General features: G+C 66.0%; 16 protein-coding genes. 4 read left to right on the forward strand and 12 right to left on the reverse strand.

Features of this window, described 5'->3' with window-relative positions:
• Positions 1-7 precede the first annotated feature (7 nt).
• Positions 8-1135, forward strand: a complete 1128-nt coding sequence (locus ACWPWT_RS12515) for a 1,4-beta-xylanase (RefSeq protein WP_454279946.1) — start codon at positions 8-10, stop codon at positions 1133-1135.
• A 38-nt stretch (positions 1136-1173) separates the two neighbouring features.
• On the opposite strand, the gene ACWPWT_RS12520 is transcribed toward ACWPWT_RS12515, so the two are convergent.
• Complete coding sequence (locus ACWPWT_RS12520) at positions 1174-2538, reverse strand: glycoside hydrolase family 27 protein (RefSeq protein ID WP_454279947.1); 1365 nt, start codon at positions 2536-2538, stop codon at positions 1174-1176.
• A gap of 254 nt (positions 2539-2792) precedes the next feature.
• Between ACWPWT_RS12520 and ACWPWT_RS12525 the strand changes: the two genes are divergently transcribed.
• Positions 2793-3773 carry an SMP-30/gluconolactonase/LRE family protein gene (locus ACWPWT_RS12525; RefSeq protein ID WP_454279948.1) on the forward strand — a complete coding sequence of 327 codons (981 nt, stop codon included), beginning with the start codon at positions 2793-2795 and terminating at the stop codon, positions 3771-3773.
• Positions 3774-3816: 43 nt separating this feature from the next.
• Here the strand turns inward: ACWPWT_RS12525 and ACWPWT_RS12530 are convergent, their stop codons facing one another.
• The gene (locus ACWPWT_RS12530; RefSeq protein ID WP_454279949.1) at positions 3817-4971 is read right to left on the reverse strand and encodes an alpha/beta hydrolase-fold protein; all 1155 of its coding nucleotides are present in this window, start codon (positions 4969-4971) and stop codon (positions 3817-3819) included.
• Between the two features lie 256 nt (positions 4972-5227).
• On the opposite strand from ACWPWT_RS12530, the gene ACWPWT_RS12535 reads away from it, so the two are divergent.
• A protein-coding gene (locus ACWPWT_RS12535) for an IS5 family transposase (protein WP_454278138.1) occupies positions 5228-5985 on the forward strand; the annotation gives its coding sequence in 2 pieces (ribosomal slippage) (positions 5228-5561 and positions 5561-5985; 759 coding nt in all).
• Between the two features lie 34 nt (positions 5986-6019).
• Here the strand turns inward: ACWPWT_RS12535 and ACWPWT_RS12540 are convergent.
• The 10 genes from ACWPWT_RS12540 to ACWPWT_RS12585 form a co-directional block, all read right to left on the reverse strand.
• Entirely contained in the window at positions 6020-7945 is a 1926-nt protein-coding gene (locus ACWPWT_RS12540) for a M1 family metallopeptidase (RefSeq protein ID WP_454279950.1), read from the reverse strand.
• A complete protein-coding gene (locus ACWPWT_RS12545) occupies positions 7942-8787 on the reverse strand; it encodes an acid phosphatase (protein WP_454279951.1) in 846 nt (281 codons plus the stop codon). The genes ACWPWT_RS12540 and ACWPWT_RS12545 overlap by 4 nt, the downstream gene beginning before the upstream one ends.
• 108 nt (positions 8788-8895) lie before the next feature.
• Positions 8896-10344 (reverse strand): amidohydrolase, encoded by a 1449-nt coding sequence (locus tag ACWPWT_RS12550; RefSeq protein WP_454279952.1) that lies wholly within the window; start codon positions 10342-10344, stop codon positions 8896-8898.
• 9 nt (positions 10345-10353) lie between these two features.
• Entirely contained in the window at positions 10354-12090 is a 1737-nt protein-coding gene (gene ggt / locus ACWPWT_RS12555) for a gamma-glutamyltransferase (RefSeq protein WP_454279953.1), read from the reverse strand.
• Positions 12090-13259 carry a TonB-dependent receptor domain-containing protein gene (locus tag ACWPWT_RS12560; protein ID WP_454280964.1) on the reverse strand — a complete coding sequence of 390 codons (1170 nt, stop codon included), beginning with the start codon at positions 13257-13259 and terminating at the stop codon, positions 12090-12092. The genes ggt and ACWPWT_RS12560 overlap by 1 nt, the downstream gene beginning before the upstream one ends.
• A 117-nt stretch (positions 13260-13376) precedes the next feature.
• A complete protein-coding gene (poxB, locus tag ACWPWT_RS12565) occupies positions 13377-15101 on the reverse strand; it encodes a ubiquinone-dependent pyruvate dehydrogenase (protein WP_454279954.1) in 1725 nt (574 codons plus the stop codon).
• Positions 15102-15269: 168 nt separating this feature from the next.
• Positions 15270-16205 carry a TauD/TfdA dioxygenase family protein gene (locus ACWPWT_RS12570; RefSeq protein WP_454279955.1) on the reverse strand — a complete coding sequence of 312 codons (936 nt, stop codon included), beginning with the start codon at positions 16203-16205 and terminating at the stop codon, positions 15270-15272.
• A gap of 13 nt (positions 16206-16218) precedes the next feature.
• Positions 16219-17622 (reverse strand): MFS transporter, encoded by a 1404-nt coding sequence (locus ACWPWT_RS12575; RefSeq protein ID WP_454279956.1) that lies wholly within the window; start codon positions 17620-17622, stop codon positions 16219-16221.
• Between the two features lie 11 nt (positions 17623-17633).
• The gene (locus ACWPWT_RS12580; protein ID WP_454279957.1) at positions 17634-20090 is read right to left on the reverse strand and encodes a TonB-dependent receptor; all 2457 of its coding nucleotides are present in this window, start codon (positions 20088-20090) and stop codon (positions 17634-17636) included.
• Positions 20091-20631: 541 nt separating this feature from the next.
• Complete coding sequence (locus ACWPWT_RS12585; protein WP_454279958.1) at positions 20632-21342, reverse strand: OmpW/AlkL family protein; 711 nt, start codon at positions 21340-21342, stop codon at positions 20632-20634.
• 164 nt (positions 21343-21506) lie between these two features.
• On the opposite strand from ACWPWT_RS12585, the gene ACWPWT_RS12590 reads away from it, so the two are divergent.
• Positions 21507-22217 carry a Crp/Fnr family transcriptional regulator gene (locus tag ACWPWT_RS12590; RefSeq protein ID WP_454279959.1) on the forward strand — a complete coding sequence of 237 codons (711 nt, stop codon included), beginning with the start codon at positions 21507-21509 and terminating at the stop codon, positions 22215-22217.
• The last annotated feature ends 65 nt before the right edge of the window (positions 22218-22282 follow it).

Consider the following 22282-nt stretch of genomic DNA (forward strand, 5'->3'; position numbering starts at 1 on the left):
GATGAGAATGCGGCTGCTGACGGGAATCGCGCTGGTCGCGATCATGCCCTGCGCGCCTGCCGAGGCGCGGGCCCGCTGGAGCGAGGCGCAGGCGAAGAGCTGGTATGATCGGCAGCCCTGGCTGGTCGGGGCCAATTACACGCCCGCCAGCGCGATCAACCAGCTTGAGATGTGGCAGGCCGAGACCTGGGATCCCAAGCGGATCGATTACGAACTGGGCCTCGCTCAGGGGATCGGCATGAACACGATGCGCGTGTTCCTCCACGACCAGCTTTGGGCGCAGGATCCGGAAGGCTTCAAGCGCCGCATCGACGAATTCCTGACCATCGCGCAGCGCCACGGCATCCGTCCGCTCTTCGTGCTGTTCGATAGCTGCTGGGACCCCGATCCCAAGCTGGGGCCGCAGCATCCGCCGATCCCCGGCGTCCACAATTCAGGCTGGGTGCAGGGGCCGGGCATGGCGGGGCTGCGCGACCGCGCGAACTGGCCCAAATATCGCGGCTATGTCCAGGGCGTGATCGGTGCGTTCAAGGACGATCCGCGCATCCTGGGCTGGGACCTGTGGAACGAGCCCGACAATGGCGCCGACCAGTATAAGGGGCAGGAGGGCAAGGAGCCGCTGGTTCGTGCGATGCTGGCGCAGGTGTTCGACTGGGCGCGCGCGGCCGAACCCTCGCAGCCGCTGACCTCCGGCGTGTGGCAGGGCGACGATTGGACGCCGGGCGGACGCAACTCGGCGATGGACAGGCTGCAATTGTCGCAGTCCGACGTCATCACCTTCCACGACTATAGCTGGCCCGAAACCTTCGAGCGGCGGATAAAGCAGTTGCAGCTTTATAAGCGGCCGATCCTGTGCACCGAATATATGGCGCGCGGCAACGGATCGACCTTCGACGGGGCGCTGCCCATCGCCAAGCGCTACAATATCGCGATGATGAACTGGGGCTTTGTCGATGGGAAGACGCAGACGCGGCTCCCCTGGGACAGTTGGAAGAAGCCCTATGTGCTGGAGGAGCCGACCATCTGGTTCCATGAGGTGTTCCGCGCCGATGGCCAACCCTATCGCCAGGCGGAAACCGATCTGATCCGCCGCCTGTCCGCCGCACCCAAGGGAGTGGTTCCGGCGGTGCGTTAAGGGGCGGGGGCGGCGAACCGATCGCCGCCCCCCGGACGTCACGCCCGAAGCCGGTACAGTCCCGCGTCATGCGGGGGCAGGGTCTGGGCGAAGCGGCCCTTGGCCCTGCCGAGGGAGGCGCCGCTCCATAGATCGGTCACGCCTACCTCCCGCGACAGGCCCAGATGATGCAATGCGAGGCCGACCTGTCTGGGCTTGTCGGTCGTGTTGAACAGCGCGAGGTAACGGTCGGCGGCGGCTCCCTCGGGCTTGGCGGACCAGATACGCGCGCCATCCTCCACGAAATGCGGCTGATTGTCGGTCGAGGCCTGGTTGACCGCCAGCACCGCGCGGTTGGTCAACAGCGCCAGCGTCGGCGCATCCAGATAGCGCAGGTCGCCGCCCATGATCAGCGGCGAGCGCGCGATCGACCATAGGGTCATCAGCGTCTTCTGCTCGTCGGGCGTGAATTTCGTATCGCGCTTGCCGAGCGCCAGCCGCCCGAGCGGGAGCATGTCGGCATCGGGCCAGGAGCCGGGCCCGCGATAGGGCGTCCAGTTTTCCAATCGGGTGAACTGCGCCTCCAGCATCGCCCATTCGTCCCAGAAATCGTCCGAGATGCGCCACATCTGCGCAAAGCGGCGGACATGGGGGCCGCGAAGGACGGGGGTCTCGCCTGGCGACAGGCTGAGGATCATCGGGCGGCCAGTGGCCCCGATCGCCTTGTGTGCCGCCTCGATCTCGGGCGCATGCGCGTCATAGGGGCGGCTCATATCGTCCATCTTGACGAAATCGACGCCCCACGACGCGTACAGCGCGAAGACGCTGTCATAATAGGCCTGCGCGCCCGCCTTGGTCATATCGACCCCGTACATGTCGGGGTTCCAGGCGCAGATGCTGTCGGTATCGGCAATATCGGCGGCGCGGTAGCGGGTGCCCAGGATCGGCAGGTTCTTCTTCACCGCCAGACGCGGAATGCCACGCATCAGGTGGATGCCGAACTTCATCCCCATGGCATGGACATCGGCCGCCAGCCTGGTGAAGCCCGATCCATCCGCGCTGGACGGAAAGCGGTTGGGTGCGGGGATCAACCGGCCATAGCCGTCCATCGCGGGCACCGGTTCGGCATTATAGGTATAGCTCGACGCCTCGGGCTCATACCACTGAATGTCGACGGTGAAGACGTCATAGCCGAAGGGCAGCAGCTTCTCGCGCATGATCGCCGCGGTCTCGCGCGCCTGCGCCTCGGTGATGGTGGTGGCGAAACTGTTCCAGCTGTTCCACCCCATGGGCGGGCGCGGCGCCAGGGGGCCTGCCGCGGGTCGCGCGCCCTGCGCCGCGCCGCTCGTCAGCATGGCGGTGCCTGTCCAGGCGGCACCCGCCAGCGCCTGCCTGCGGCTGATCGCCGCCCCGATGTCCGTCATTCCTCCACTCCCGTATCGATGGCTTATAGTCGAACAAGTGTAGAGCGGATGCGGGCCGCAGCAAGCGCTAGCACCGGGCAAAGGATGGAAATTCCTGCGATTTGGACGGGTCGTTAAAGTCCGACATTGCGCAGGCGCGCCCGTCATCGACCGGGCATGGGCTTCCGCTTGTCTTCCCGGGGAATTTTGTCGATCATCCGCTTTGGCGGCTGGCGGAGCCCGGTCGTTTCCTCCCCCGTTCCACAGGGTTCGCGATGCCGACTATCCTCGATCCAGGCCATGACGGCCCGACCCTCAACCGCCGTACGATGATGGCCGGGACGGGGGCGGCCATACTAGGCCTAGCCAGCCCCGTATCCGCCGAGCCCGGCATGGCGGCGATCGTCGATCCCGCCGCCCGCTTGCGCACGCTTCATAGCGGTGGGCGCTGGATGGAGGGGCCCGCCTGGGACAGTCGCCGGGGTGCGCTGATCTGTAGCGACGTGAAGCGCAACGTCATGCTGCGTATCGATGCCAAAGGCACAAGCGTGTTCCGTACGCCTTCCAACAACGCCAACGGCAATTGTTTCGACTCGCGCGGCCGTCTCCTGACCTGCGAGCATCGCACTCGCCGCGTGGTGCGGCAGGAGGCGGATGGCCGGATGACTGTCCTTGCCGATCGGTACCAGGGCAGGCGACTGAATTCGCCCAATGACCTGGCGGTCGCGCCCGACGGAGCGGTCTGGTTCACCGACCCGATCTACGGCATCACCGTGCCGGATGAGGGAATTCGCGCCGAACCGGAACAGCCGGGGCGCTTCGTCTATCGCATCGACTGCTCGGGCGCGCTGACCATGGTCGAGGGCGAGATGGACCAACCCAACGGCATCGTCTTTTCACCCGATGGCCGCACCTTGTATATCAGCGAGACCGGCGGCGCGATGAATCCCGACGGGCCACGCGAAATCCTGGCCTTCGACGTGGTCGATGGGCGCAGACTGGCGCGGCGGCGCGTCTTCGCGCGACTGGACCAAGGTATTCCCGACGGACTGGCGGTGGATCGGGCAGGACGCGTCTATGCCGGGGTGGCGGAGGGGGCGGGCATCTGGTCCGCCAATGGCGAACGGCTGGGCACTATCCCGACCCCGAAGCCCTGCGCGAACATCGCCTTTGGCGGGCGCGACGGGCGAACGCTTTACCTCTGCGCCACCGATAGCGTGCATGCGATCGCATTGCGGACGCAGGGCCTATTCTGAAGGCAGCGAGCGCGGCTGGCGTGCCGCGCCCGTGTCATGACCCTCAGTCGCGGAACAGCAGCGGCGCCATCGCCTGAAGGCTGCGCCGCCAGGTCTGGAATTCATGCCCCGTATCGGGGGATACGAAGAACACGCTGTTCAGTCCGGCCTGCTTGAGCGCCGCCGCATTGGCGCGCGGGTCGCTGCGCGGCCCACCGGGCGGGCCGCTGCGTCCGCCCTCCAACTCGCGGCTGCCGAAGCTGACAAAGGTCAGCTTGACCTTGTCGCGATAACCCGGCGTCGCGTTCACGTCGTCCAGCGAGACGGTGCCACCGCTGAGCAACCCGATATAGGCGAAGGTGTCGAGATGCTTGGGCGCGATCAGCTTGGTCTCGAACCCGCCCATCGACAGGCCCGCCATGGCGCGGTGACGCTGGTCGGACAAGGTCCGGAAATGCCCGTCGACATAGGGGATCAGCTCATTCAGCAACACGGTCTGGAAAGGGCGGATGTCGAATGCGGCCAGCCCGCCGGGAGCGCCCGGGCGCAGGTCGTTGGTCATGCCATAGGTCATGACGATGATGAACGGCCGCGTCTTTCCGGCGGCGATCAGATTGTCCATGATCAGATTGGCATGGCCCTGGTTCGACCAGGCGGTCTCGTCCTCGCCCCAGCCATGCTGGAGATAGAGCACCGGATAGCGCTCCCGCGCATTCTTGTCATAGCCCGGCGGCGTGTAGACGAAAGCCCGCCGCTGCGTCGCGCTACTGGGGGAGGGGAACAATATCTGCTCGACCCGGCCATGGGGCACATCCTTCAGCGCATAGAAATCCGCATCATGCGCCGGAATCTCGATCCCGCTTTCCCATCGGGTCGAGCCATAGAAGTTCAAAGTACCCGGATCGTTGAACGTCCCGCCATCGACCGTCAGGTGATAATAATGGAAACCTTCGTCCAGCGGCCCTTCCGACGTCCCGACCCATGCACCGTCCGGCCCTTTGGTAAGCACCGTGCCGCCTCGTCCGCCAAGCCCCAGGCTGACCTTCACCGCCTTGGCATCGGGGGCGACGATGCGGAAACGGGCATAGCCTTGCGAATTGACCTGCGGATAGGATTGGCCCGGCTGGTTGAGTGAGGAGGGTTTGAAGTCTTCGATGACGGGGGCCGCCGCAGCGGGGGCTGGCGCCTTCTGGGCGAAGGCTGGTGGGACCGCTACCATAGCCGATAGCAAAGCGGCGCAGACTAACCTCATCGACATCCTCCCGTTTCGATTGCCGGCCAGCCCTGTCGGCCATGCCTTGTGCGGGGCTATGGTGAACCCAAGTGCGATAGGACACAAGACCTGCCGCACATCGCTCCGATAACGGAGCAGATCGGGGGCTCGGATCGGAGTGTCCTGCTCGTCAAGGCGACTAGGGTCAGGACCCATTGATGTGAGCGTCGCGATCTGATTCAGGCTCCGCAAGGAGACCGAGATGAGTGACCTGTTTTGGCTGACGGACGAGCAGATGGAGCGGCTGCGGCCCTTCTTTCCCAAGAGCCATGGCAAGCCGAGGGTGGACGACCGGCGGGTGCTGAGCGGCATCGTATTCGTCAATCGCAACGGGCTTCGCTGGCGAGATGCGCCTAGCGAGTATGGCCCCCACAAGACGCTGTACAATCGGTGGAAGCGTTGGGGCGAGGCCGGCGTGTTCACGCGAATGATGGAAGGTCTGGCTGCAGCTGGCGCCGAGCCGCAGACGGTCATGATCGACGCAACCTATCTGAAGGCGCACCGCACGGCATCAAGCCTGCGGGTAAAAAAGGGGATCTTGGCCGCCTGATCGGCCGCACCAAAGGCGGTATGAATACCAAGCTACATGCCGTCGCCGATGCAAACGGGCGCCCCTTAAGCTTTTTCATGACCGCGGGCCAGGTCAGCGACTACACCGGCGCGGCAGCGCTGCTGGATGACATGCCGAAGGCGCAGTGGCTGCTCGGCGACCGCGGCTACGACGCCGACTGGTTCAGGGACGCCCTCCAGGCCAAAGGCATCCAGCCCTGCATCCCGGGCCGGCGATCACGCAACGAGCCGGTCAAATACGACAAGCGCCGCTACCGGCGCCGCAGCCGCATCGAGATCATGTTCGGCCGCCTCAAAGACTGGCGTCGGGTCGCTACCCGCTACGATCGCTGCCCCACTGCCTTCTTTGCCGCCGTCACCCTCGCTGCCACCGTCATCTTCTGGCTGTGATCAACGAGTCCTGACCCTAGGGCTCTCGCTATCGTCAGCCTATGGCGATGTTGTTCGACCGGTCGCGGTCGGGCAGCTTGTGATCGGGGTCGAGCTCGACCTTCACCACCTTGCCCGCCGGCACCGGCACCGCTGTGGATGTCTGGCGTATCCAAGTCTCGGCGGGCACGCGTATGTCGCGCGTCTTGCCATCGGCATAGCCGACCCGCAGCGTCGCGGGCATCACCAGCTTGTCGCGCGACGCCACCCGGACCAGCGGCGTACCGTCCTTGGCTGCCTCTATCCCCGTCACCGCCAGATCGAGTTGCCAGTTGTTGGCGTACCAGCCGCGCCACCAATAGGAGAGATCCTCGCCCGCCTCGCTTTCCATCGCGCGGAAGAAGTCGGCGGGTTGCGGATGGCGATAGGCCCAGGTGGCGATGAAGCGGCGGAAGGCGGGGTCGAAGCGCTCCGGCCCCAATATCTGTTCGCGCAGCAGGACCAGGCCCAGCGCGGATTTGAAATAGGTGACCGGATGCCGCCACTTTTCGATCACGGTATCCGCGCGGGACAGGATCGGCGGCGCATCCTTGTCGGCCAGGACGGGCAGGATCTCGTCGACCGGATTGCCGCCGCCCTCGGCATATTCGCTGTCGCGCTTGGGGCCATATTCGCCGTGGTTGAAGTCATCCGACTGATAGACGTCGATGAAGGTGTTGAAGCCCTCGTCCATCCACGCATGGCGTCGTTCGTCGAAGCCGACGATCATCGGGAACCAATTGTGCCCGATCTCATGCGCGGTGACCCAGAACAGCTCCTTGCCCGCGTCCTCGGGTGCGTCGAACACGATGCCGGGATATTCCATGCCGCTGGTCGGCCCCGCGACGTTGATCGCGGCGGGCCAGGGATAGGGATACCAGCGCGCCGAAAATCGCTCGACCGTGTCCTTCACATATTCGGTCGAGCGGCCCCAGCGCGCGGTCCCCGCGCTTTCGGCCGGGTAATAGGACATGGCGAGCGACGTGCCGCCGTTCGGCAGGCGGATGCGCGCGGCGTCCCAGGCAAAGGCGGACGAGGCGGCGAAGGCGACGTCGCGCGTATTTTGCATCCGGTAATGCCAGGTCAGCGTCCCGCCGCGCGTCGGGCGGGAGGCGGGATCGGCAATTTCCGCGACGCTGCGGATCGGGACGGTCGCATCGCTGCCCCGTGCCTTGTCCAACCGCGCGACCTGCGTCGGGGTCAGCACCTCGCGCGGGTTCATGAGCTCGCCCGATCCCGCCATCAGCATCGACGCGGGCAACGTCACCCAATAGTCGAAATCGCCATATTCGAGATAGAATTCCTGCGCGAGATAGGGTGCCGTGTCCCAACCGCGAATATCGTCATACACCGCCATGCGCGGATACCATTGCGCTATGTCGTAAATGTCGCCGCCCGGCGATTTGCCCCAGGAGGTGCGGCCGCCCCAGGCCTCGGGGATGGTATAGTGATAGCGGATCGTCACCACCGCCTTGGCATGCGGTGCGAGCGGTGTCGGCAGGCGGAGTTGCGCGCGGGTATCGCTGACCAGCGGCGTCACCGCTGCCGCCGGGCCGCCGGCGATGGCGACGCCGACCGCTTCCATCACCATGCCATCGGTATGGCCTGCCGGGGCACCGCCACGCGCCATGCCGCCGCGCGATACCGGCTTGTAGAGATTCTGGTCGATCTGCAGCCACAGCACGTCGAGCGTGTCGGGGCTGTTGTTGGTGTAGGTGATCGTCGCCGTCCCCGCGATCGTCCGGGTCGCGGGGTCGAGGGTCACGCGCAATTGATAGTCCGCGCGATTCTGCCAGAAATCGGGGCCGGGCAGGCCGTTCGCGCTGCGATAGCGGTTGACGGCCTGACCCATGTCGAACGGCGCGAAGGTCTCGCGCGGCTGATAGTCCTGCGCGCTCGCGGTGGCGGCGACCAGCGCGAGAAGGGGAAGGACGCGCCTCAACGGTCGAGCCTCGGCATGACGCGCTGCGCGATCAGCGACTCCTCGGCGGCGCAGCCCTGCGGCTTGGGGCTTGCGGGATCGGCACGCAGTCGGGCGATCTCCTCGCGGGCGGCTGTCAGATCCTGTTGGTAGGCGGGCTTGGTACGGACCAGCGCCATGGTCGCGCTGGCGGAGAGCATCCCGCCCTCCACCGCGCTTTCGTTATGCGCGCCGCAGACGAAGCGGCTGTCGCCATAGGCCCGGCCCCGGCGCAGGATCGGCCCGGCGCGGTCGGGTGCCAGTTCGGTGAGGATCAGCGCCCAGGTCCAGCCCCAGGTGGTATGGCCGGACGGATAGTCGAAGCTGTCGGCAAGCTGCGCGACCGGCTGGCACACCCGCCCCTTGTCCTGATGGAAGGGGCGGGCCCGGCGATAGACATTCTTGGCGATATTGGTCTGCCCGGCGGTATCGGCTCCGGCGCGCGACACCAGCCGGAGCGTCAGCGGCGCATTCTCCGGCGTCAGCGCGACACCGATGGCGCAGCTGAAGTCGCGCATCAGCGCGGGCCGCGAGGTATCGACATCGTTGGTCGCCAATTGCCAGCGCGGGGTATCCGCCAGCGTGCGCGTCGCCCGGAAAATCCTGCGGTCGGTATCGTAGCGTGGATCGCCCTTGCGTGGGGCGGGCTCGATCACCTGCGTCACGTCGAATTCGCCGGGGGCGAGATAACCCGCATAACCGTCATTCCTCGCGACGCTGGCGCTCGTCGACAAGGCGATCAACAGGCCACCCGCCAGACCGGCGACGACCCGCCGCGCGCGACGATTGGCGAATGAGGGGAGGGCGTTCATGGGCTGGGGCATGGACCGATCTCGTAAGGGGATTCTTGGGATACCATGTATCATTCGTTTCGCACCGGCAACGGGTGTTCGGTGTTTTCGGACGGGCAGCGGGGGTGGTGGTTGATCGCTCTAGCGCTGGTCGATGCTCGCACGGCGGTAATCAAGCGGCGGCTTTCGGTCGCCGAGCATGGCCTTGTACCGGAAGTCGGGGCCCCGGCGGCGGATCAGTTCGGCCTTGGCATCGGCCAGCAATTGCGGTGCGACCATCAGATCGGCGGCGGTCAGCGCGATGGTCTTCGCCGCGACGGTGCCGCCCTTGGCACCGATCGAGAAGCCCGATGCGGCCACCGCCTGCCAGCTATGGGCGGGCGTGCCCGGCACCCAGGTCGCCGCGTTGAGCCCGATCGTCGGCACCACCCATGACACATCGGCGACGTCGGTCGATGCGCCCATGTCCGCATCGGTGATCGCGGCGACGCTGGCCGCGCTTTCGAGCGGCTTTCGGGCCGGCAGGGTCGATTGAAGCCCGCTGGCCCAGGCATTTTCCTCCGGCGTCCAGCGCACACCACCGACCGCGTGCAGGTTCGCGTCCATCACCTTCGCCAACGTCTCGCTGGCCAGCATCGAATAGACGCCGCCGGTCGCCTCGAACTCGGATGTCGTACCGGTCGCGATCGCGGCCCCCTCGGCGGCCTTGCGGACGCGCTCCATCACGCCGCGAACGACCTGCGGGTCGGTGTGACGGACATAGTAATAGCTTTCGGCGAAATCGGGGACGACATTGGGCGCCTCGCCACCCTTGGTGACGACATAGTGGATCCGTGTCGTCATCGGCACATGCTCGCGCAGATAATTCACCGCGACGTTCATCACCTCGACCCCGTCCAGCGCGGAACGCCCCTTGTCGGGCGCGGCGGAGGCATGGGCCGACAGGCCGTGAAAGCGGAACTTGCCCGAGATATTGGCCTGGCTCGTCCCGGTGCTGACCTGGTTGATGTCGCCCGGATGCCAGTGGAGGACGGCGTCCACGTCATCGAAAAGGCCGGCGCGGACGAGGTAGACCTTGCCCGATCCGCCCTCTTCGGCGGGCGAGCCATAGACGCGGACCTCACCATCGATCCGGTTGGCGACCATCCAGTCCTTGACCGCCACGGCCGCCGTGATCGACGCCGCACCGAAGATATTGTGGCCGCAACCATGGCCCGCCGCCTGGCCGGCGATCGGCTCGCGCTTCGGCTCCGCGCGCTGGGCGAGACCGGGAAGGGCGTCATATTCGGCTAGGATACCGACCACCGGTCCTTTGCCACGCCGAAAGCTCGCGACGAAGGCGGTGGGCATGTCGGCGACGCCGGGCGTGACGGTGAAGCCCGCGCGTTTCAACTCGGCTTGCAACAGCGCGCTGCTCTTCGTCTCCTGATAGCCGACCTCGGCGGCATTCCAGATGGCGAGTGCGGTGCGCGCCAGATCGGGGGCACGCGCATCCACGTCCGCCAGGATCACCTGGCGCTGCGGCTCGGCGATCTGGGCGGTGGCCGGAGTGGCAGCGAGAAGAGCGAAGGCCAAGGTCATATGGTGCATGTCGAGCTCCTAGCGAACGGCTATGGCGGCGGCGTCGGGACGGCGGGTGTCGGCGGCGCCGAGGAAGCGTTCGCCATCGACCATGATCGACTGGATCGAACCCATGGTGTTCGAGCGGCGGACCTTGTGTCCCTTCGCTTCGAGCAGGGGGACGATGTCGGGCGAGAAGCCTTCCTCCAGCTCCAGCGCGGCGTCGCCGCCGCCCTGGTTGATGCGGGGGCGCTCCGCCGCCTCGCTGACGTTGAGGCCATGGTCGATGACGTTCGACAGGAGCTGCACCATCGTCGCGATGATATAGCCCCCGCCGGGGGTTCCGGTGACCAGCCATGGCCGGTCGGCGTCGAAGACGATGATCGGGGTGATCGTCGATCCAACGCGCTTGTTGGCGACGGGCCGCGTCGCGCGCCGTTCGCTGGCGGTGCCCCGGCGGCCCCAGGCGAGGTTGCCGAGGGAATTGTTGAGCAGGATGCCGGTCCCCGGCGCGACGACATGCGCACCATAAGAGGCGGACAGGGTGTAGGTGTTGCTGACCGCGTTGCCCGCCGCGTCCGCGACCGAGAAATGCGTCGTGTCGCGGCTTTCATAGGGATAGGGGTTGCCGTCGGGGACGTCGTCCTTGCCCAGCGACTTGTCCGCGCGGATCAGCTTGGCCCGCTCGGCGGCATAGCCCTTGCTGGCGAGGCCGAGCGCGGGCGTGCGCCAATCGGGGCCGCCGCCCACCAGCCGACGGTCGGCGGACACGATCTTCATCGTCTCGGACAACAGGTGCAGGTTGGCGACGCTGCCCCATTTCGCTTGCGCGACCGGAAAGGTTTCGAGGATGTTCATCGCCTCGGCGACGCTGACGCCCGAGGCGGTCGGCGGCATATAGGCGATGCGCTTGCCGCGATAGCTCGACCAGATCGGCGCGGAGACGATCGCGCGATAGCCTGCAAGGTCGCCCGCATTGATGATGCCGCCACCGGCGCGGATACCCGCCGCGATCCGTTCGGCCAGCGGACCGGTATAGAAGCCGTCGCGACCCTTAGCGGCGATCGTCCTGAGCGTGGCGGCGAGGTCCGGCTGGCGGAAGGTCTCGCCCGGCGCATAGGCGCTGCCGTCCGGCTTGAAGAACATGGCCGTCGCCGCGGGGTCGTCGGCCATCAGCTTGCGCTGCGCGGCCTGCGCGTGCGCCTCGTCGTCGGACAGGGTGACGCCCTTTTCCGCCATGGCGATGGCGGGGGCGATCAGCGTTCCCCAGGGCAGCGAGCCGAAGCGGCGGTGCGCCTCCCACAGCCCCGCGACGGTGCCGGGGATGGCCACGCCCTTCATCGACATGACCTTGGCGGGATCGACCTTGCCGTCCGTGCCGAGCAGCAGGTCGTCGGTCGTGTGGCGCGAGGCCTGGCCATAATAGTCGATGGCAATGTCCTGCGCGGGCTTGTCGTCCTTGGCCGCCATGTGGACGAGCATATAGCCGCCACCGCCGACATTGCCCGCGCGCGGCAGTGTCACCGCCAGCGCGAAGCCGACCGCGACGGAGGCGTCGACCGCATTGCCGCCCTTGCGCAGGATGTCCGCGCCGATGTCGGCGGCCAGCTTGTTCTGGCTGACGACCATCCCGCCCCGCCCGACGACCGGCTTGTGGATCTGGTCATAGGCGACGATGTCGCCGCCGGAGGGCGAACGAGCCTGTGGTTCCTCCTCCTGCGCGGCCAGCAGCGACGGGACGAGCAGCGCGATCAGCGCCAGACGATGGATGCGCATCAGAAGGACGCCTGGATATTGGCGTACCAGTAGCGGCCATAGGGATTGTACAGCGAACCGAGGAAGCCGTTCGACGATAGTGGCGGCTTTTCGTTGGTAAGGTTCCTGACGCCGATCCGCATGCGATGCTGCCCCTCGCGCTTGTTGCCCACGCTGACCTGGCCATAGAGGTTATAGGTCATCTGATCCTGGATCAGCCATGCCGCGCCTGTCGAATCGATCATGCCGGTATCGTCCACATCGCCGGTATATTGGGTAAAGCCCCCGATCTGGAAATTGCGATAGCGCCACGTCACCGTCCCGGTCGCGCGCCAGCGCGGCTTGCCGTTCTGGCGGACGAGATCACCCGCGTCGGCGATCCTGGTTCCGGCGTTGATCGTGCCGGCGGCGCGCGCGTCGATCAACGCCTGGATCGGATCGGAGGGTTCGAGGAAGAAGCGGCGGAGATAGGCGGCATTGGCGGACAGAGTCAGTTCCCCCGCGCCGAAATCGGGCAGCCGCCAGTCGAAGCCGAGGTCCAGGCCCGACGCCTGTTGCGGCAACAGGTTTACATAGCGATCATTGACATAGAGCACGCGGCCCGCGGGCTGGAGCCCCGATCCGGCGAACAGCGCGATGTCGTCGGCGGTCGGTGCCTGACGGACGACATTGGGGTTGGTAGTGCCGCCGACACGCGCCAGATAGTCGGCGATCAATGCATTGCCTTCGCCGAAGATGCCGACAATGCCCTTCTGCTTCACGTTCCAATAATCGGCGGTCAGGGTGATCCGGCCGATCACGGTGTCGAGGAAATGCGGCTCCAGTACGACGCCTGCGCTCCATGTGTTCGACGTTTCGGGCTTCAGATCGGGATTGCCCGAACGCTGCGCGCTGATCGCGAATGACTGGCTGCAATTGGCGAAGGAGCTGATCGCGCCGGTCCGCAATTGCGCCTCGCACCGCACATAATCCACGCGACTGTTCGAGCGGGTGACGACGCGAGCGTTGATCTGTTCGAGATTGGGGGCCTTGAACCCCTCCGCATAGGAGCCGCGCAGGCGGATGCCGCAGACCACGTCCCAGGCACCGGCGATCTTCGGCTTCGCGACCGAGCCGACGTCGCTATAATGTTCGAACCGCCCGGCAAGCTGGAATTCGAAGTTGCGGACCAGCGACCGCCCAGATCGGATGGCCCAGCCCCACCGCGCCCGCCACCAACGCGGCGAGCATCGCCGATCCGGTGCAGCGCGCGACGAATGCCACCGCGCGCAGCCTTCCGGCCGACCATGTCGGGCGCGGCGAGGCGATCACCGAAAGATATTGGCCTTGGCCAGTTCGATCACCTCGTCGCCGCGCCCGCTGAGCACGGCGCGTGCCGCATAGAGGCTGAAGCCCTTGGCCTGTTCCGCCTGGATCTTGGGCGGCATGATCAGTTCGAACCCCTCGGTCACCACATCGACCAGCGCCGGGCCGTCATGCGCGAAGGCGTCGCGCAACGCCTGTTCCAGCGCATCGGATCGCGTGACGCGGACGCCGAAATAGCCCATTTCGCGCGCCACGGCGGCGAAGTCCGGATTGTCGAGCGAGACATTGGTGTCGACATAGCCCGATGCCTTCTGCTCCAGTTCGACAAAGCCCAGCGTCGAGTTGTTGAAGACGACGATCTTGATCGGCAGCGCCATCTGCACCGCGGTCAGCATGTCGCCCATCAACATGGACAGCCCGCCATCGCCCGACAGCGATATGATTTGCCGCCCCGGAAACGCGCCCTGTGCGCCCAGCGCCTGGGGCAGGGCATTGGCCATCGATCCGTGGTTGAACGATCCGACAATCCGCCGCCGACCGTTCATCGTCAGATAGCGCGCGGCCCAGACGGCGGGCGTGCCGACATCGGCGGTGAACACCGCGTCCTCCGCCGCGATCCGATCGATCAACGTCGCGACATATTGCGGATGAAGCGGCTTTTCCCCGGTGCGCGGGGTGGCGAGGTCGTCCAGCCCCTTGCGGGCATCGCGATAATGCGCCCGCGCCTTGTCGAGGAAGGCGCCGTCGCGTCCTGCCCGGATCAGGGGGAGCAGGCCGCTGGCCACTTCCTTCACATCGGCGACCACCGCCATGTCCAAGGGCACGCGCCGCCCCAGCGCGCTCGGGTCGCGATCGACCTGCACCACTTTCGCCTTGTCGGGATAGAAATTGCGATAGGGGAAGTCGGTGCCCAGCATCAGCAGCGTGTCGCACTCCATCATCGCGTGATAGCCCGACGAGAAGCCGATCAGCCCGGTCATGCCGACGTCATAGGGGTTGTCATACTCGATCCATTCCTTGCCGCGATAGGCATGGACGATCGGCGCCTGGAGCGCTTCGACCAGCGCCACGACCTCATCATGTGCGCCTGCGGTGCCCGAACCGCATAGCAGCGTGACCGCTCGGGATTGGTCGAGCAGCGCGGCGATGCTGGCCAGATCCTGCGGCTGCGGCACCAGCCGGGGCGTTGCGGGCGGCGCGAAGGCCACCGCGCGCGTCTCGGGCGCGGGCTGCAACGCGACGTCGCCGGGGATGACCAGAACCGCGACCCCGCGCTGCCCGATGGCGGTACGGATCGCCCGGTGCAGAAGCTCCGGCATCTGGCGCGCGTCCTGCACCATTTCGCAGAAATGGCTGCATTCGCGGAACAACTCGGTCGGGCGCGTTTCCTGGAAATAACGCAGCCCGATCTCACTCGACGGGATATGCGCCGCGATCGCCAGCACCGGCACGTGATTGCGGTGACAATCGTAAAGCCCGTTGATGAGATGCAGGTTGCCCGGCCCGCAACTGCCCGCGCACACCGCCAGTTCGCCCGTCACCGCCGCCTCGGCCCCGGCGGCGAAGGCGCCGGCTTCCTCGTTTCGTACGTGCATCCAGGCGATCTTGCCCGACCGGCGCATGCTGTCGTTGAAGCCGTTGAGGCTGTCGCCCGTCACACCCCAGATACGCGACACGCCGGCCTCGACCAGCGTGTCGTTCAACATATCGGCGATCGTCCTGGCCATAGTCCGCTATTCCCTTGCCGTGGCGGGCCGAACGGCCCTTTCAGCAGGAGATAACGTTTCGGCTGCGGCAAGTTGCGTTCGAAGTGCAGCCCGTCGATTGCAGTTTATGCATGCAACCGATGGAAAAAGCTGCCGATGTCTCTGCCTGGGGGACATCGGCAGCGGTCTTCACTCCGCCGCCTGGAGCAGGGGTTCGGGCTTCAGCGCGCGACTGGAGGCGCCGTTCAGGCCTACCGGGACCGATCCCGCGATCGTCGCGCGGCGCAGGTGACGCCGCTGTTTGCCGAAGTCGGCGATCGCCCGGTGCTGCGTTGCGCGATTGTCCCAGATCGCCACGTCGCCAGGCTGCCAGCGCCATCGCACCGTGTTCTCGGGCTTGGTGACCTGATCCTGCAAAATCTGGAACACGCGGTTGGAATCGTCGCGGTTGAGGCCGACGAAGCTCTTGACGAAATTGCCCAGCAGCAGCGCCGTCTCGCCGGTCACCGGATGGATGTGCACCACCGGATGCTCCGTTTCATAGACGGTGGAGGCGAAAGTCTCGCGGTGGCGGCGGATCGCCTCCGACGATGCCTCCGGACTGGCGGTGGCATAGTCATAGGCGTTGGTATGCACCGCGCGCAGATCGTCGACCAGCGCCTTGAGCGCGGGGGGCAACCCGTCATAGGCGGCGACGGCATTGGCCCATAGCGTGTCGCCGCCCGCCGGTGGGATCACCAGCGCGCGCAGGATCGATGCGGCGGGGAAGGCGGGGAGGAAGGTGATGTCGGTATGCCATTGCGATGCCGCCTCGCCCTCGCGCGAGTTGAGTTCGAGCAGGAAGCGCGACCCTTCCGCCACCGGGACGGTGGGATGCGCCAGCGGCTCGCCCAGCCGTGCGGCGAAGGCTTCGTGCGTTTCGTCGTCGAGATGCGTCTGGCCACGAAAGAAGATCACCTTGTGGCGGCCGAGCGCCTGTTTGATCGCGTCGACGGTCGGGTCGTCGAGATCGCCGGATAGCGCGACGCCGCGGATTTCGGCCCCGATCCGCCCTGCGACGGGCACGATGTCGAGCGGGTTCTGGGTGTCGGCGGCATTGTAGAATTGGTGCTGGATCACGGTCATGTCACACACTCCTTCAGGCTTCGACGGGAACGGTGGCCGCACGCGCATCGAGTGCGCGGCGGATCGCGGCGTGGCGGGTCTGGTCGAGCGGAAAATGCCAGATCAGCGCAGCCGAGATGATGTGCGCGACGGCAGGGCCGAGCGCGAAGACGTATTTGAGGGCTTCCAGCGCGGCGGGCGCGCTATGCCCCTTGGGCTGGAAGCCCAGCCAGGCGAGCAAGGGGAGCGCGAGGCCGATGCCGATCGCGGGACCCGCCTTGGTCGCCAGGCTGAAGACCGAGAAGAACAGGCCGGTGCGGTTATGCCCCGTCGCCAATTCGTGCGCGTCGGCGACATCGGCGACCATCGCGCGCAGCATCAGGTTGCCCGACCCCTGGGTCAGCCCCTGCGCCACCGCCAGCGCGATCAACAGCCACAGCATGTCGGGGAAGACCGCGAGCAAGGCGATGTTGATCGCCGCCTGTGCGAGTTCCCCCGCAATCGCCGTCTCGCGCTTGCCCAGCCGTCGCCCGATCGCCAGCCAGAGCGGCCCGGCGGCAACGCCGAAGACGAATTGCAGGAGATAGAGCCCGCTCGCCCATTGCGGCAGCCCCATATAGCTGACGCAGAAGAAGGCGATCAGCCCGGCGCGGATCGACTGGCCCGCGGTCACCGCCAGATCGGAGGCGAGCACGCGCAGCAGCAACCGGTCTCGGAAGACGACCGTTGCCGTCCGCCAGAAGCCGATGCGATGGGAGGGCAGGGCGGCGACCGGCGGTTCGGCTATCGCGTTCAGGCCCAGTGGCAGAGCAACCGCCAGGGTCCCCAGGACGAAAAGGCCTGTGGCGTGCAGCTTCAGCACGCCGTCCGCCGGGCGCCATTGCTCGATCAACGTCGGCAGGATCAGAACCAGCAACAGACCGATGGCGGACATGGTCTGTTTGTAGGTCACGATGCGTGTGCGCTCATGATATGCGTCCGACAACTCCCCCGCCCAGGCGGAGAAGGGAATTTCGATCATCGTCCAGCCCGCGTAGAAGACGAAGAGGGCGGCACCCAGATAAAGCGGTGCGACGGTTGCGGGCGGAAAGAACAGCAGCGCCGAGCCGATTCCGAACAGCAGGCCGCCCGCCGCGATCCACGGCTTTCGTCGCCCGAAGCGGCTGCGGGTGCGATCCGATAGCGTACCGACGATCGGATCCGCCGCCACGTCCCAGAAGCGGCCGAGGAAGAAGATGAAGCCGATCGTCGCCAGCGACAGCCCGAAATGGCTGGCATAGAGCTGCGGCACGAACAGCGCGAGCGGAAGGCCAGCACCCGCCAGCGGAATGGAGAGTGATCCAAAGCCGATCAGTCGGTGCGCCGCCGCGCCGTCGCTCCGTTCGACGGAGCCTTGGTCGCGCGGGGCGCGTACGTCATCGAAGGGAATGCTGGCCATCGCCGTCTCCGTCAGAAACGGACCTTGAGCGTCGCGCCATAGGTGCCCGGATCGCCCAGAATGGCGGAGACGAGCCCGTAATTGACGACGTTCAAAGTCTGGAAATAGTCTTTGTCGAACAGGTTGCGTGCCCAGACCGACAGGTCGTAGCGACCATCCTCGCCCAGCCGGATGCCGGCGCGCGCATTGACCAGGCCATAGCCGGGGACGAGCCCGTATCGGCTGTTGCTGGCGACGGTGTAATAGGAGGAGCGGTACGACCAGTCGCCGTGCAGATAGGCCTCCGCACCGCCGCCGATCGTGCGGGTCACGTCGGCGCCGACCGAGGCCGCCCATTTGGGCACACCCGCCAGACGCTCGCCCGTGAAATCGCGCACCGGCGACCCGCCGGGACTGGCGGCGGTCGGGTTGAGCGCCTCCACCGGTGTCGGGCCGTTGGGATAGTCGCGATAGGTCGCGTCGGTATAGGCGACCGAGCCGGTCAGGCTCAGCCAGTTGGCGGGGCGGACCGCCAGATCGCCCTCCAACCCACGTGAGCGGACCTTGGGGATGTTGGCGATATAGTTGATATAGGTGTTGGTGCCGATCACCTGCTGCACGATCGTCGTCTGATAATCATGCACGTTGGTCTGATAGGCAGCGAGGTTGAGCGTCACGCGCCGGTCGAGGAACTGTGATTTCAACCCGACCTCGAAATTGTCGACCGTTTCGGGCCGGACGACCGGGTCGATCCCGGCGGGGAGATTGGTGAGGTTCAGGCCCTGCGACTTCGCGCCGCGCGAATAGGTGGCATAGACCAGCACGTCCTCCACCGGCTTCCACCCCAGCGTGGCGAGCCCCGAGACGCTGTCGTCGTCGGTGTCGACCGAAAAGGCCTGAACCGGGGTCAACGCGTTGCGGATCGCGGCGACGCGCGCGATCTGTGCTGCGGTCAGCCCGGTGCTCGGCTGCGCGAAGAGAAGGTCGTTGGCGTAGCTGCCCCATTTCTCTTCATGGGTGTAGCGGAGACCGCCGGTCAGGCTGAGCGCGGGGCTGATATGCCAGGTCGCCTGGCCGAAGAATGCCCCGCTCTTGGTATGCGGATCGGACCGGGCGCCGGAGAGCAGGCCGTTGGTGGCGATGCTCGCGACCGTCTGATTGTCCGATGGGAACAGCGCGAGCGCGGCATCCGGCCCGAATTCGGTGCGGCCATAGCCGCGCACCACCTGCTGGAAATAATAGACGCCCAGCAGCCAGTCGACCGTGCGGGAGCCGGTGGAGGCGAGCCGCAATTCCTGGCTGAACTGCCGCTGGAAATTGAGGATATGGCCCTGCGTGTTGATCGACAGCGCGGTCAGGTCGCCGTCATTGCGCGGGAACCAGTTCCATTGCCGCACCGCCGTGATCGAGGTCAGCGCCGCGCCGCCCAGATCATAATCGACCTGACCCGACACGCCCCAAGTGTCCATATTCGCCTGGAACGGCGAATTGGCGTCGGTCCGGCGGGCGAAGGGATCGATCGGCAGCGGCGTATAATTCGGGAAACGCGCCAGCCTCTGGAGGAAATTGTTCGCGATGGGGGCGCCATTGTCATAGGCCGTGAAGGTCCGGACCGGCACGTTGATGCAGCAGGACTGGTCCTGCTGGCCCCAGTCGCCGATGACGCGGATGGTCAGGGCGGGGGCGGGCGTCAGCAGCAACTGGCCGCGCACCGTGGCATTCTCATAATCATGGACGCGGCGCCGCGTCGTCGTGTCGTAGAGAAAGCCGTCGCGGCGCGTATAGGCGGCGCTCAGGCGAAAGGCAGCCAGGCCGTCGATCAACGGGCCGGTGACGGAGCCGCGCACCTGTCGATAATCGTAATTGCCGATATCGGCCTGTCCGTCGGCGTGCCATTGAAACTGCGGCAGGCGGCTGGAGATGTTGATCGCGCCTGCGGTGGTGTTCTTGCCGAACAGCGTGCCCTGCGGTCCGCGCAGCACCTCGACCCGATCGAGATCGACGAGGTCGAACTGGCTCTGTCCGACGCGCCCATAATAGACATTGTCGATATAGACGCCGACGCCATTCTCCAGACCGTCATTGGTCAGCGCGACATTAGAGCCGAGCCCGCGGATGTTGATGTTGGTGTTACGCGGATTGAAGCTGAAGACCTGGAGCGACGGCACCAGTTGCTGCACCTGATCCAGCCGATAGTCGCCACGGATCCCGAGCTGCTCCGCGCCGACCACGCTGAGCGCGATCGGCACATCCTGCGCCCGCTCTTCGCGCCGTCGTGCGGTGACGAGAATTTCAGCAGCGGAATCATCCACGGCGTCGGCCGCTCGGACATCGGTGCTTGGCGCAGTCGCCTCCGCCTTTGCCGATACATCGTTGCTGGCGAGAACGACCTGTGCGGCGGCACCCGAGGGCAGCAGCGCGGTGGCGGCGAGCAGCAGGTAGCGGCGGCGATGGGCGAGCGCCATCGTTGCCGGAAATCCCCTTTTCATGGATTGGCTTTCTTATGGTTTTGGCGATCGATCGCGGGCGCGTTCCTTCCCGTGCGGACGCGCCAATCGCGGCCGACATGGGGCGGAACCGTCGCTCGAAAAGGCCGGGCGTTACCCGGCGGCGCGGTCGTTAGCGGTCAGTATGTCGGATGCTTCGCCCCGGCGGGCGGATCGTGGAATCGGATCGGGCTCATCCCTGTCTCCCTCATGCACCGGGCCATCGGCGCAGGGATAATCCTATCGATAAGATGGGAATTAGGGGAAAAGCATATGTTGCGTAGCGGTTAGGCAAGCTATCCGCACCGGCGGTTCGCCAGCAGATCATTTTTCCTGTCGAGGGAGGATGGCTGTGTCACCCTAGCGACGCCGACATGGCGGACATGCGATGGTACGCTTTTCAACCGCTTGGCCGCCGCGATCCACCGCTCGGCGTGCGTCGGGAGCGTCCGAGACAGTCATGTCGGAGCCGATAGCCAAGTGCCCGACTTCCGGGGGACATAAGGACGTGATGGTGTCCACCACCGCATGCCCCCGGAGTGACCTAGAGACGGATGCCCAGGCCGACGCCGAACACCAGCGGGTCGAGGCCGAGCTTTACCTTCTGGGTGCCAGCCGCGGCGGTGTCGAGCTGAACGCGCGTGTCGATGTCGATATATTTGACGTCGAGATTCAGGAAGACCTTCGGCGTGATGTCTATGTCGACCCCGGCTTGCGCCACCCAGCCGAAGCTGTCCTTCATGTGGACGCGGGTCGTGCCGACGGCGGCCTGCAGCCCGTCGGATGCCTTCTCGTTCCAGAAGATCGTGTAGTTGATGCCCGCGCCGAGATAGGGACGCACATGGCTGGCCGGTGCGAAGTGATACTGTGCGGTCAGCGTCGGCGGCAGGACCCAGGTGGTCGCCAGCTTGCCGATGCCGCCGGTCGTGCCGCTCGTCCCCTTGGCGGTATGTTTGGTCGTCGAGGCGATCAGTTCGAAGCCGATATGGTCGGTCGCCATATAGGTCACGTCCAATTCGGGCATGACCGCGTTGCCGACAGACAGCCGTTCCTGTGGAAAGGCGGGGGTGATGCCGCCCGAATCCTCGTTCGGTACGACCGTGATCGCGCGCGCGCGCACCAGCACGTCACCGGCCGCGATGCCGATGCGGGGCGCGGCATTGGGCGGCTCGGCGGTCTGCGCCATGGCGGGAACCGCGACGGTGGCGGCGGACATCGCCCCCAGCGCCAACGCCGCGTTCTTTACGATCGTCATTCCCCGAACCTCCTTTGTCACGACAGGGTGTGAGGGAAGACGTAAACCCGCAGCTCCCGAGCCGACTTGACCACGGACAAGCCCGAAGTTGATCGCGGTCAAATTTCAAAGCGTTGACGGGCGGACGGGCGACACATTCATCTCTCCCTGCTACACTGGGTCCCATGATCCAGACCAAGATTTGCGCGGATTGTGCCGTCCGCGATCATGCGCTGTGCGGCAGCCTCGACGATCGCGAGTTGAAGGTGCTGAACGAACTCGGCCAACGTCGCCATGTCGCTCGGGGGCAGACGGTGGCCTGGAGCGGCGACGAGGCGGTGGTGTGCGGCAACGTCCTGTCGGGCGTGCTGAAACTGGTGGCCGGGACGGCGGACGGTCGCGAGCAGATCGTGGGCCTGCTGTACCAGGCGGATTTCTTCGGTCAGCCCTATGCCGGGGTGACGGATTTCACGACCGTGGCGTTGAGCGACGCCGAATTGTGCGTGTTTCCCCGCGCGGCGTTCCAGAATGTCCTGGAAGAGCATCCGCGCATGGAACATCTGCTTCTCCAGCGCACCTTCGCGTCGTTGAACGAGGCGCGCGGGCGGATGCTGGTGCTGGCGCGGCAGTCGGCGAGCGAGAAGCTGGCCGGTTTTATCGTCGATGTCGCGGGCCGCCTGGGGGAGAAGGCGTGCAACGCATGTCCCGACACGCCGGTCCGCTTCGACCTTCCCCTGACGCGCGGTCAAATCGCCGATGTTCTGGGCATGACGATCGAAACGGTCAGCCGCCAATTGACCCGGTTGAAGGAGGCGGGCGTCATCGCTTTGCCAGGCGGTCGCGCGATCACGATCATGGATGGCGCATCGCTGGCCGCGCGGGCCGAGGCGGCCTGAGCTTTCGCACCGCCCCCGTACGTCGGCAGGACAATATAGGGGCTAGGATCATGGCCGCGCCCGGA

It is taken from the genome of Sphingomonas sp. Marseille-Q8236 (genome assembly GCF_965112005.1).